This window comes from Paenibacillus wynnii (assembly GCF_000757885.1).
Classification (GTDB): Bacteria; Bacillota; Bacilli; order Paenibacillales; family Paenibacillaceae; genus Paenibacillus_AQ; species Paenibacillus_AQ wynnii.
Genome location: NZ_JQCR01000002.1, coordinates 2,629,939 through 2,641,471, shown reverse-complemented (window position 1 = coordinate 2,641,471; position 11,533 = coordinate 2,629,939). Strand labels below are relative to the sequence as shown.

9 protein-coding genes and 2 riboswitches are annotated in these 11,533 nt (G+C 48.1%); of the genes, 3 read left to right on the top strand and 6 right to left on the bottom strand.

The features are described from left to right. Positions 1–24: 24 nt before the first annotated feature. From PWYN_RS30665 to PWYN_RS14380, 3 genes are all read right to left on the bottom strand, one after another. Positions 25–477, bottom strand: a complete 453-nt coding sequence (locus PWYN_RS30665) for a S1C family serine protease (RefSeq protein ID WP_052087956.1) — start codon at positions 475–477, stop codon at positions 25–27. A 71-nt stretch (positions 478–548) separates the two neighbouring features. Next, positions 549–1,184 carry a trypsin-like peptidase domain-containing protein gene (locus PWYN_RS30660; RefSeq protein ID WP_420805765.1) on the bottom strand — a complete coding sequence of 212 codons (636 nt, stop codon included), beginning with the start codon at positions 1,182–1,184 and terminating at the stop codon, positions 549–551. A 134-nt stretch (positions 1,185–1,318) separates the two neighbouring features. Continuing rightward, entirely contained in the window at positions 1,319–1,528 is a 210-nt protein-coding gene (locus PWYN_RS14380; protein ID WP_036652766.1) for a DUF2759 family protein, read from the bottom strand. A gap of 365 nt (positions 1,529–1,893) precedes the next feature. Between PWYN_RS14380 and PWYN_RS14375 the strand changes: the two genes are divergently transcribed. Next, positions 1,894–2,943 carry an oxidoreductase gene (locus PWYN_RS14375; protein ID WP_036652763.1) on the top strand — a complete coding sequence of 350 codons (1,050 nt, stop codon included), beginning with the start codon at positions 1,894–1,896 and terminating at the stop codon, positions 2,941–2,943. Between the two features lie 86 nt (positions 2,944–3,029). On the opposite strand, the gene uvrA is transcribed toward PWYN_RS14375, so the two are convergent. Both uvrA and uvrB read right to left on the bottom strand, forming a co-directional pair. Next, complete coding sequence (gene uvrA / locus PWYN_RS14370; RefSeq protein ID WP_036652751.1) at positions 3,030–5,909, bottom strand: excinuclease ABC subunit UvrA; 2,880 nt, start codon at positions 5,907–5,909, stop codon at positions 3,030–3,032. A 119-nt stretch (positions 5,910–6,028) separates the two neighbouring features. After that, entirely contained in the window at positions 6,029–8,020 is a 1,992-nt protein-coding gene (gene uvrB, locus PWYN_RS14365; RefSeq protein WP_036652750.1) for an excinuclease ABC subunit UvrB, read from the bottom strand. Positions 8,021–8,285: 265 nt separating this feature from the next. Between uvrB and PWYN_RS14360 the strand changes: the two genes are divergently transcribed. Continuing rightward, on the top strand, positions 8,286–9,071 hold the full coding sequence (locus PWYN_RS14360) for a flagellar motor protein (protein ID WP_036652748.1): 786 nt from the start codon (positions 8,286–8,288) through the stop codon (positions 9,069–9,071). After that, positions 9,068–10,018 carry an OmpA/MotB family protein gene (locus tag PWYN_RS14355; protein WP_036652745.1) on the top strand — a complete coding sequence of 317 codons (951 nt, stop codon included), beginning with the start codon at positions 9,068–9,070 and terminating at the stop codon, positions 10,016–10,018. The genes PWYN_RS14360 and PWYN_RS14355 overlap by 4 nt, the downstream gene beginning before the upstream one ends. A 713-nt stretch (positions 10,019–10,731) precedes the next feature. Here PWYN_RS14355 and gcvH read toward each other — a convergent pair. Continuing rightward, positions 10,732–11,124: a glycine cleavage system protein GcvH gene (gcvH, locus tag PWYN_RS14350; protein WP_036652743.1), complete on the bottom strand. Its 393-nt coding sequence runs from the start codon at positions 11,122–11,124 to the stop codon at positions 10,732–10,734. Between the two features lie 184 nt (positions 11,125–11,308). Continuing rightward, a riboswitch (glycine riboswitch) is annotated at positions 11,309–11,404 on the top strand. Between the two features lie 3 nt (positions 11,405–11,407). Further along, a riboswitch (glycine riboswitch) is annotated at positions 11,408–11,505 on the top strand. Positions 11,506–11,533 lie beyond the last annotated feature (28 nt).

Below are 11,533 nucleotides of genomic sequence, written 5' to 3'. Positions count from 1 at the left end.
GTTAGATCACCGTTCTTGTCGTAATCAATCCTCTTCCGCCTCAGTCTCTTCTCCTCTGACTACAGGGTCTCCTTCACCCAGCACCAGCTTGCGGACCACGATGTCTCCCTCACTCTGCATCACCAGCCGGACCACACCGCCCGGTGCATATCCCTTAAACAGTTCATTGATATCCACATTCGAGGTCACCCGGTGACCGTCTATGCTGTACAGAACATCTCCTTCGAGGATCCCAGCTTTTCGTGCTCCTGAAGAGATTACCTTCGTCACAGTTAACGGATCTTCCGTAGGCAGACCCACCAGACTGGACCAGCTTCCTTCCAGCTCCAACCCCAGGCTTGGACGTTTGACCTCCCCATATTTGAACAGTTGGTTCATAATGTACTGAACGGTTTCTGAGGGAATCGCAAAACCCATATTTTCTACGCCTATGGCGGAATATTTCAAGCTGTTAACGCCCAGCACTTCGCCTTTCATATTGATGAGAGGCCCTCCGCTATTGCCGGGGTTAATTGCCGTATCACTCTGGATCAGACGATAGGAGGCATCTACTGTACGATTAAGTCCGCTAATGACTCAATGACTCCAGTCGTGGCCGAACTACGCAATGCAAAAGAGATAGGTGTTCCAATGGCAATAACCTTCTCCCCTACCCGGGCATTCGATGAAGACTTAGCCAGCTTGGCAGGCTTTAGGGCCGCTGCATTAATTTTGATCAACGCCAAATCACTGACCTCATCCATATAGGTTTTTATGATCTTGTAGGTCTTTCCGTCAGAAGTGACCACCACCGTGTTCTGCAGATCCTTAACCACATGGGCATTGGTTATGATCCAACCGTTGCTTTTTACGATAATACCGGAGCCATGCATCAGATTGTAACGCTCATCCACACCGACATAACGCTCCCCGGAGGACTTGCCGATAATGCCGACTACTGACGGAGTTACGTCCTTGATAATCTGCGGGATTAGATCCACTGCTGTGGAGGGTTTCTTCGTGTTAACTGCCATACCGCTTACTTCACGGATCACCAACTGAGCCGGGCTCACATGCGCCATAGCCTTCTTATTGACTACCAAGGGTTCTGCAGCAGCACTCCCCGTCCAAACTGTACAGAACAGCCATCCGCATAGGAGTAGAACAGCACTCTTTTCTCCCATTTTTTTTGTGCCCAACTCCATACCCTTCACCGGACCCTCTCTTTATCCTTCATTGTAAAAAAAGACGCCTTCATTCGCCCGAAGCGGTAAAGGTGTCTTTTGGGTGTAAATCTTTGCAATTAGTGCAGAATACAGTTATTAAGAGATCATTTCACTTAACTTAACCAGTTCAAAACCATTGCATAGTCGGAAATGAGAAACACGAGCAGACTCACTGCTCCAAAACCGATAGCGAATTTGTTTTTCTGCGGAGCCTTAAGCAACCGAACCAATCCTACCAGAATAAGAATGGTGAACAAAATCATGAATACATCAAACGTATGGAACTTGGATGCTCCTGTTGCAACGGCTTCTGCAAGCAGCATGGCGTTACCTCCTATAAAAAGTTTTGTCAGGCAAGCTCGCTTGTGAAATCCACTAGTCCTCTTGTTCCCTTATTACCTTCTATGTTATCGTTAGCGTTTGGGTCGCGCAATAGAAAACTCTTAAAAATTATGTATTTGTCGCAAAAATATTTTAAAAACCACCCAAAAACCCAAAGTAGGATGATATAAATCATTGACCGCATGAGTATACATTAAATTATCAAGGTACAAGTAAGCGGAATTACCGCTATATTTCTTTACTTATATATCAACGAAAGGGGCTCTCTTTGAATCTTACGACGGACATGCTTGACTTATGCCGATTTCACCACTAATTTCCCAACACAATTAAGGAGCTGAAAGGTATGCACAACGTTCGTATCGGTCTGATTGGATACGGTTTCTCCGCGTCCACATTCCACGCCCCTCTACTCGGTACTATTAACGGCTTCCGGATCACTGCGGTATCCTCCTCCAAACCCGAACTGGTGAAAAAGGACTTGCCTGAGGCAGTTGTGGAATCCGACCCATCTGTTCTTATCCACCGCAAGGATGTGGATCTTGTTATTATCACCGCCCCCAACGAGGCTCATTTCCCTCTTGCCAAGGAAGCCCTTGAAGCAGGTAAACACGTTGTGGTTGAGAAGCCTTTTGTCTTAACTTATGCGGAGGGCAAACAATTAATTAACCTCGCTCGCAGTAAAGGAGTCCTACTTAGCGTATATCATAACCGTCGCTGGGATAATGATTTTCTTACCCTGCAGGAGATCATAGGCTCAGGCAGATTAGGCAGAGTCTTTACATATGAGGCACACTTTGACCGGTATCGGCGTGAAGTTCGTGACCGTTGGAGAGAACGCGGGATTCCCGGAGCAGGCCTGCTGTATGACCTAGGAGCACATTTGATTGATCAGGCTCTAGTTCTGTTCGGGATCCCCCAGTATGTCACAGGGGATATTCTCTCACAGCGGGAAGGTGCTCAAGCGGATGATTATTTCCATATCACCTTGAAATATGGGAGGCTGCGCGTTATTCTACACTCTAGCATGCTAGTGAAAGAACCAGGACCCCATTTCCTGGTTCATGGCGATAAAGGAAGCTTCAGCAAATATGGTCTTGACTCCCAAGAGGAGACCTTAAAAGGTGGAGGCCGACCCGGCAGTCCTTTCTACGGAGAAGATCCCGAGGAAAACTTCGGAATGCTTGTCTGGGAGAACAAAAGCGGGCTGACGGTTAGAGAAAATGTCCGAACTCTGCCGGGCCGTTACCAAGATTATTATAAAGGCATATATAATTCTATTGTGTCTGGTGCCCCCTCCCCTGTTAGTGCAGAAGAGGCCTTGAATGTCATTGCTGTCATCGAATGCGTACAACTCAGCAGCAGTGAGCAACGCACTCTCCCTTTCACACTCTAAGGTAAGGTAAGGCACGTCATACTCCATTAAAAAAGGGTCCCAAAAGCCATGCGAATGGCTGCCGGGACCCTTTTCTGTTACAGAATTTAAGCATCATGCACTGAAACGGTCTGAAGTTCAAGCGCCTGCGTGCGCTCGGTATCGCGGATCAGAACCGGCTTCAGATATTTCCCTGTATATGACGCCTCTACTTTGATTAACTGCTCAGGTGTACCCGTAGCGAGCACGGTGCCCCCGCCACTTCCGCCTTCCGGTCCCATATCGATAATGTAATCCGCTGTCTTAATCACATCCAGATTATGTTCAATAACGAGTACGGATTCTCCCGAATCGACCAAACGGTGCAGCACTTCCAGCAAGCGTCCGATATCATCCACATGCAGGCCGGTTGTAGGCTCATCCAAAATATAAAGCGTCTTGCCTGTGCTTCGGCGATACAGCTCTGAGGCGAGCTTCACACGCTGGGCTTCGCCGCCGGATAGGGTCGTGCCCGGTTGCCCCAGGTTAATATAACCCAGGCCTACATCCATCAACGTCTGCATTTTACGGTGGATTTTTGGAATGTTTTTGAAGAATTCAGTCGCATCCTCCACAGTCATTCCCAATACGTCGGATATGTTTTTGCCTTTATACCTAACTTCAAGCGTCTCACGATTATATCGTTTGCCCTTGCAAACCTCGCATGGAACATAAACGTCCGGCAAAAAGTGCATTTCGATCTTGATGATGCCGTCTCCGCGGCACGCCTCACAGCGTCCGCCCTTCACATTGAAGCTGAAGCGGCCCTTTTGGAACCCGCGAACCTTCGCTTCATTCGTCTTGGAGAAGAGATCGCGCACATCGTCGAACACGCCGGTGTAGGTTGCCGGATTGGAACGTGGTGTGCGGCCAATCGGCGACTGGTCGATATCAATAACCTTATCCAAATGCTCCAGACCGCGAATCTCCTTATGGAGACCGGGGCGCATCTTAACGGCTTTGTTCAATTGACGAGCAAGACTCTTGTACAAGATCTCGTTGATTAGAGAGGACTTCCCAGAGCCAGACACACCAGTTACTGCGGTGAAGACACCCATTGGAATCTTAACGTTGACGTTCTTGAGATTATTCTCCTTGGCACCGCGGATTTCCAGCCACCGGTCATCTGTAGAACGGCGTTTAGAGGTTACAGGGATAAACTTCCGTCCACTTAAATACTCGCCAGTTAAAGAGTTCGGATCTTTCATAATCTCCTCTGGGGTACCTTGGGCGATAACCTGCCCTCCGTGTATCCCTGCCCCTGGACCGATATCAATGATATAATCCGCTGCCATCATCGTATCCTCGTCATGCTCAACCACAATTAGGGTATTACCCAGATCGCGCATATGAGCCAATGTAGAGATTAGCCGGTCATTATCGCGCTGATGCAGGCCTATACTAGGCTCGTCCAGAATGTACAGTACGCCCATCAGACTGGAGCCAATTTGTGTCGCCAATCGAATCCGCTGTGCTTCACCGCCGGACAAGGAGCCCGCTGCACGGCTAAGCGTCAAATAGTCCAAACCTACATTTACTAGAAACCCTAGACGGCTGGAAATTTCCTTAAGGATCAGATTAGCAATCGCTGTCTCCTTTTCACTGAGTACAATCTTTGAAAAGAACTCCTGACAATCGCCTATCGAAAGATCCGTAACATCAGCAATATTCTGTGTGTTAATCGTCACCGCCAATATTTCTTTCTTAAGACGTTTGCCTTTACATACATGACAAGGTTTGGCGCTCATGAAGCCTTCTATAAATTCTCGAATCCCATCAGAGGCTGTCTCACGATACCGGCGTTCCAGATTCGGAATGATCCCTTCAAAGGCCACCATCGCATCCTTCTTCTGCCCGAAATCATTCTCATAACGGAAACGGATCTTCTCACTCCCGGTACCGTTCAGCAGTTTGTTCATATGCTCAGGTGTCAACGAACTTACCGGAATATCCCGAGGAATCTTAAAGTGCTCACAGACTGATTTGAGAAACTGCGGATAATAATTCGATGTACTGCCTGTCCAAGCCAAAAAGGCACCATCTTCAATGGATTTGTCGGGATCCGGTATAAGAAGATCAGGATCGACCACCATTTTCACTCCAAGACCGTCGCACTCTGTACAGGCACCAAATGGGCTGTTAAATGAGAACATACGCGGGGCAAGCTCTTCAATACTGAATCCACAGACTGGACAAGCAAAGCTGGCGCTGAATAACAGTTCTTCCTGATCTATAATATCTACGATGATTTGTCCTCCGGAGAGCTTGAGGGCTGTCTCTAAAGAATCCGTCAATCGAGTCTCTACCTCATCCTTGATGACAATCCGGTCAACCACCACTTCAATCGTATGTTTCTTGTTTTTCTCAAGTTCAATATCTTCAGACAGATCCCGCTGTTCACCGTCTACACGTACGCGTACAAAACCTTGCTTGGAAATATCAGAAAAGAGTCCCTTATGCTCGCCTTTGCGTCCCGAGATAATCGGAGCAAGAATTTGCAGCCGGGTCTTCTGAGGATACTGCATAATACGGTCTACCATTTGCTCTACAGTCTGGGAGGTGATTTCAATGCCATGCTCTGGACAGTGGGGATGACCTACACGGGCAAAGAGCAGACGCAGGTAGTCATAAATTTCAGTAACTGTTCCCACGGTAGACCGCGGATTGCGGCTCGTTGTTTTTTGATCAATGGAAATCGCCGGGGATAAGCCTTCGATAGAATCAACATCCGGCTTTTCCATTTGGCCCAAGAACTGGCGCGCATAGGCTGATAGTGACTCTACATACCGCCGCTGACCTTCCGCATAAATAGTATCGAATGCAAGCGAGGACTTACCGGAACCACTAAGCCCCGTCAGCACGACGAAGCGGTCACGGGGTATCGTTACGTCAATGTTCTTTAGATTGTGCGCTCTAGCGCCTTTAATTACTATATTTTCGATCGCCAACGGTATAACATCTCCTCTACATTTCGATCCCGCGTACAACACGGGCACTCTGATTTATTTAAAAAGAACGGCCTGGAACAGCAACGTTACTTAATACTTTAATACGTTGAATCCACCTTCTACTCAGCCCGAAGCTCCAGGAGAGCATCACGAAGCTCGGCAGCACGTTCGAATTGCAGGTTCTTGGCTGCATCCTTCATCTCGGCTTCCAAACGCTGCATCAGACTCTGACGCTCTTTCTTATTCAGCTTGCCGCCCACACCTGTAAGGTAATCCGCTTTGGATTCCGCAACCTTCGTTGCTTCGATGATCTCACGGACTTTTTTATTAATTGTCGTAGGTGTAATCCCGTGCTTCTCATTATACGCAATCTGCAGCTCACGCCGACGGGCCGTTTCACTCATGGCTTTTGCCATTGAGTCTGTAATCTTGTTGCCGTAGAGCAATACTCTGCCCTCAGAGTTACGGGCCGCCCGGCCAATCGTTTGAATTAGTGACCGCTCCGAACGGAGGAACCCTTCCTTATCAGCATCGAGAATGGCTACAAGGGATACTTCAGGCAAATCCAGTCCTTCCCGGAGCAAGTTAATGCCGATCAGGACGTGGAAGGTTCCCAGACGTAAATCCCGGAGAATAGACATACGTTCCAACGTCTTAATGTCAGAGTGTAAATAGCGAACCTTAATACCGATTTCCTTCAAATAATCTGTAAGGTCCTCAGACATCTTCTTAGTCAGCGTAGTAATCAGTACACGCTCATCGCGCTCAATCCGCAGGTGAATTTCCGCAATAAGGTCATCGATCTGCCCTTCGGTCGGACGAACTTCAATAATAGGGTCTAACAGACCGGTTGGGCGGATGATTTGCTGAACCATAGTCTCGCAATGCTCCATCTCATAAGGCCCAGGCGTAGCCGATACATAGACGATCTGTCTTACCTTATCTTCGAATTCCTCAAACTGCAGCGGTCGATTATCAAGTGCGGAAGGCAAGCGGAAGCCGTGCTCCACCAGAACCGTCTTACGCGCCCGGTCACCGTTGTACATCCCTCGAATCTGCGGGAGCGTCACATGTGATTCATCGACGACGATAAGCATATCTTCCGGAAAATAGTCCATCAAAGTATAAGGCGTTGCACCAGGCTCACGGAAAGTCAGCGGACCGGAGTAATTCTCAATCCCTGAACAAAAGCCGACTTCCTTCATCATTTCAATATCATAACGTGTCCGCTGCTCTAACCGCTGGGCCTCCAGCAGCTTACCTGAATCTTTAAGTACAGCCAATCGTTCTTCCAATTCCCGTTCAATATTAACAAGTGCGACCTTCATGGTCTCTTCCTTCGTTACAAAGTGTGACGCCGGAAAAATAGCAACATGATCGCGTTCCCCTATCAATTCTCCTGTAAGTACATCAATCTCCGTAATTCGCTCAATCTCATCCCCAAACAGCTCTACACGAATCGCATGCTCCCCCTGGGATGCCGGGAAGATCTCGACCACATCCCCGCGCACACGAAAAGTTCCGCGCACAAAGTTGATGTCATTGCGCTGATACTGAATATCCACCAAGCGACTTAGAATCTGGCTGCGGGGCTTCTCCATGCCTACACGAAGCGACAGTAAAAGACTGCCGTACTCCTGTGGTGAGCCGAGGCCGTAAATACAAGATACACTCGCTACAATAATAATATCTCGCCGCTCAAACAGTGAACTGGTCGCCGAGTGACGCAGCTTATCAATCTCCTCATTAATGCTGGAGTCTTTCTCAATATAAGTATCAGAGGAAGGGATATAGGCTTCCGGCTGATAGTAATCATAGTAACTCACAAAATAATCCACCGAATTTTTAGGAAAGAAATCCTTGAACTCACTTGCAAGCTGCGCTGCCAAGGTTTTGTTGTGCGCAATTACAAGCGTAGGACGATTCAGCTTGGAAATTACTTGCGCGATAGTAAAAGTCTTACCTGTACCCGTCGCTCCCAGCAGCGTCTGTTCCTTTTTGCCCGAACGGATGCCCTCTAGCAATTCCTCTATGGCATGCGGCTGATCGCCCTGGGGTGTGTACTCGGACTCCAGTTCAAAAGTCTGCTTACTGATGACAATATCGCTCATTTGCCCGTCTCCCCTTAAACATCTAAAATATAGTAATATATAAATATAACAGGAAAATCTCCTGCTAGACAATAGTTTCCAATCCTAATCGTTATGAAAGATCCCCTTAGGATTCCTAAGGTATCTTATTCAATTGTTGTCTTAATTATTGATCTCCATACGATAGTGAAAAATATACAATATAAGAATACTTGTTCCCGTTCATTATACATTGTTGCCTAGAACGTTGCAAACCATAATATAGATCAGAATAGGAGTAATAAAAATGGATATTACCTCAGTAATCGGCATTTTGGCCGGACTGGCGGCTCTAATTGGCGGCTTTTTTTGGGAAGGAGGGAGTCTCTCCGGATTGTTTCAGCCCAATGCCGCATTAATTGTATTTGGCGGTACGCTTGCCGCGATTTTGATCAGTTTCCCCGCCTCCAAGCTACGTTCGATCCCCGCTGCTCTTCGGTTGGCCTTTGGACGTCATAAGGAAGACAGATCAGAGAAGGTAGAAGAAATCATTGCTTTGGCTGCTATGACGCGTCGTGGCGGTGTTTTGGCACTGGAGCAGAAGGCTGAAGAGCATCCCCATTATTTTACACGGGAAGGACTGCAACTGGTCGTGGACGGGACTGATCCGGATCAGGTTCGGCAGATTCTTGAGCTAGAAATGGACGCTATAGAGTTGAAATATGAGGGCTACAGCAAAATTTTCGAAGCCGCTGGTGGATACGCACCCACTATGGGCATTATCGGTACCGTTATGGGCCTTATTCGTGTCTTGGGCAATCTAACGGATCCCTCCCATCTCGGCCCCGCTATCGCTGTTGCTTTTACCGCAACCCTATATGGTGTAGCTAGTGCTAATCTTATTTTTTTACCCATTGCTTCCAAAATTAAATTGCGTGGTCAGAGCAATATACATGTACTGGAAATGCTGCTCGTCGGCATCCTTGCCCTACAAAATGGAGAACATCCAATGCTCATCCGAAAAAAGCTGGGTTCGTTTCTATCTGACTCCCGGTCCGAGGAACTTGACGACGTAAAAAGAGGGTTCCTATGAGACAGCGGGGACGCAGAAATACACGGGGTCCTGTACAGGAAGTCAGAGATCGTTGGATGATTACCTACGCGGATCTGATTACATTGCTATTGATTTTTTTCGTCATTCTATACGCGATGAGCAGCTTGGACGGCAACAAATACGGGATCGTAACGGATTCGTTATCCCAAACCTTCGGATCCGGAAATCCTGCGCTGGACGGGGGAACAGGCATCCTTGACCCTGCACAAGGGCAGACTCCGGCAAGCAATTCGGGAGCTGCAGTAGGGCAGTCATCGGGTAATGCATCTGGTGGGAGTACTGGAAATCATTCAGGGAGTGTGACTGGTGGTTCTGCGGGGAGTGAGCAGAGTCCTACGGGGACTGGTGAAGGTCCTGGGATCAGTGGGCAGAGTCCTGCGGGGAGCGGTGCTGCTGCTGAAGATCCTGAAGAGATTGCTGAGCCTACGGCTCGCGAGCTTGCTTTTAAAGAGCAGGAAACTCAGCTTGCCGAATTGGTCGGAGTCATCACGAAATATGTACAGGATAATAACTTGGAAGATCAAATATTTGTAGAAGATAAGCCTCAAGGTATCGCGATAACACTCAGTGACCGCTTCCTGTTCGACGTCGGTGATGCCGCGCTGAAGTCTCCTTCCCTCCCTGCGCTTCAGAAACTGTCCGGCTTATTCAATGGAATTGGTGCGGTAGTCAGCATTGAAGGTCATACGGATAATACGTCTGTATTATCCTCGTCTGAATATAAGGATAACTGGGAGCTGTCCGGTGCCCGTGCGCTGTCCGTATTGCGCTTTTTCCTGGAAAAACAGAATCTAAATCCAGATGAATTCCAATATGCAGGATATGCAGATACACGCCCAGCCTCAAGTAATACAACTGAAGCCGGACGCCAAAAAAACCGCCGTGTAGAGATTATTGTGCTGCGGCAATTGCAAGAGGTAGAGTAAATTGCAGCTCTGGAAAATGAGGGGCATACGGCTGCGGATTTTTGTACGTTGTGCAGGATTTCAGCCTGCGCCGGGGTCCCAGACGCTGAATTGTTGTACGTTGTGCAGGATTTCAGCCTACGCCGGGGTCCCAGGCGCTGAATTGTTGTACGTTGTGCAGGATTTCAGCCTGCGCCGGGGTCCCAGACGCTGAATTGTTGTACGTTGTGCAGGATTTCAGCCTACGCCAGGGTCCCAGACGCTGAATTGTTGTACGTTGTGCAGGATTTCAGCCTACACCGGGGTTTCAGACGCTGAAATGTTGTACGTTGTGCAGGATTTCAGCCTGCGCCGGGGTCTCAGACACTGAAATGTGTACGTTGTGCAGGATTTCAGCCTACGCCGGGGTCTCAGACGCTGAATTGTTGTACGTTGTGCAGGATTTCAGCCTACGCCGGGGTCCCAGACGCTGAATTGTTGTACGTTGTGCAGGATTTCAGCCTACGCCGGGGTCCCAGACGCTGAATTGTTGTACGCTGTGCAGGATTTCAGCTCTCTCCAGAATTAAAAAAACAGGACTTTAAGAGGAAATCCCTCCTAGTGTCCTGTTTAGTCATGTATAGTCCTGTTTAGTCATGTAGAGTCCTGTTTAGTCATGTAGAGTCCTGTTTAGTCATGTAGAGTCCTGTTTAGTCCTGTTTAGTCCTGATTTTTCTTATTACTACAACAAATAGTTACTCTCCAACCAAAGCCCGATAAGCAGCAGCATCTAGCAAATGACCCGCCACGTCCGCCAATTCGCCCTCAATTTCCACTTCAAAAATCCATCCGCCGCCGTAAGGCTGATCATTAATAAGCTCCGGACTGGTCTCCAAGGTTTCGTTAATCTTGGTCACCGTTCCCGTTATCGGGGAATATAATTCAGATACCGTCTTCACGGACTCGATGCTGCCTACGCTGTCGCCTGCAGTTATACTAGCCCCTACCTCAGGAAACTCCACAAACACGATGTCACCGAGCAAATGCTGAGCATGATCCGTGATCCCTATCCGCACTACGCGTCCTTCTGCTTGCTGTGCCCATTCATGTTCATCACTGTATAGTAGATTGTCTAAGACTTCACTCATTCCCTAGCCGCCTCTTTTCCGAAATTGGAGTTGTAAAATTAGTTATAGCCTAAGTTATCGCGCCTCTCAATGTCAATATAGCTGACAGGAATTTTAAATATGTCATCTTTTTGACGTTTTTTTGTTGACAGCAGAGGAGTCTACCCGTTTTAATGGAGTCAGTAGAATATAAACGTTGTTGCGAATGATGGCATAGGGAGAGACTGTCTCTTGAAGACGGCGCCGAAGGAGTAAGCCCGGGATGGGTGAATCTCTCAGGCAAAAGGACCTTTGCCGGACGCATCTCTGGAGAGCATTGGGTGTTACTAACACGCCGATCACCAACGGGGAAACCTGCCCACTCAAGTGGAACAGGGTAACTCTCAGGTACAAAGGACAGAGCGGAAGATGATCATATGCGAGTTTTGCA

What these genes read in the sequence shown, in the direction of transcription:
- PWYN_RS30665 (WP_052087956.1), bottom strand. Translation starts at nt 477, where the DNA reads ATGAAAGGCGAAGTGCTGGGCGTTAACAGCTTGAAATATTCCGCCATA.
- PWYN_RS30660 (WP_420805765.1), bottom strand. Translation starts at nt 1,184, where the DNA reads ATGGAGTTGGGCACAAAAAAAATGGGAGAAAAGAGTGCTGTTCTACTC.
- PWYN_RS14380 (WP_036652766.1), bottom strand. Translation starts at nt 1,528, where the DNA reads ATGCTGCTTGCAGAAGCCGTTGCAACAGGAGCATCCAAGTTCCATACG.
- PWYN_RS14375 (WP_036652763.1), top strand. Translation starts at nt 1,894, where the DNA reads ATGCACAACGTTCGTATCGGTCTGATTGGATACGGTTTCTCCGCGTCC.
- uvrB (WP_036652750.1), bottom strand. Translation starts at nt 8,020, where the DNA reads ATGAGCGATATTGTCATCAGTAAGCAGACTTTTGAACTGGAGTCCGAG.
- PWYN_RS14360 (WP_036652748.1), top strand. Translation starts at nt 8,286, where the DNA reads ATGGATATTACCTCAGTAATCGGCATTTTGGCCGGACTGGCGGCTCTA.
- PWYN_RS14355 (WP_036652745.1), top strand. Translation starts at nt 9,068, where the DNA reads ATGAGACAGCGGGGACGCAGAAATACACGGGGTCCTGTACAGGAAGTC.
- gcvH (WP_036652743.1), bottom strand. Translation starts at nt 11,124, where the DNA reads ATGAGTGAAGTCTTAGACAATCTACTATACAGTGATGAACATGAATGG.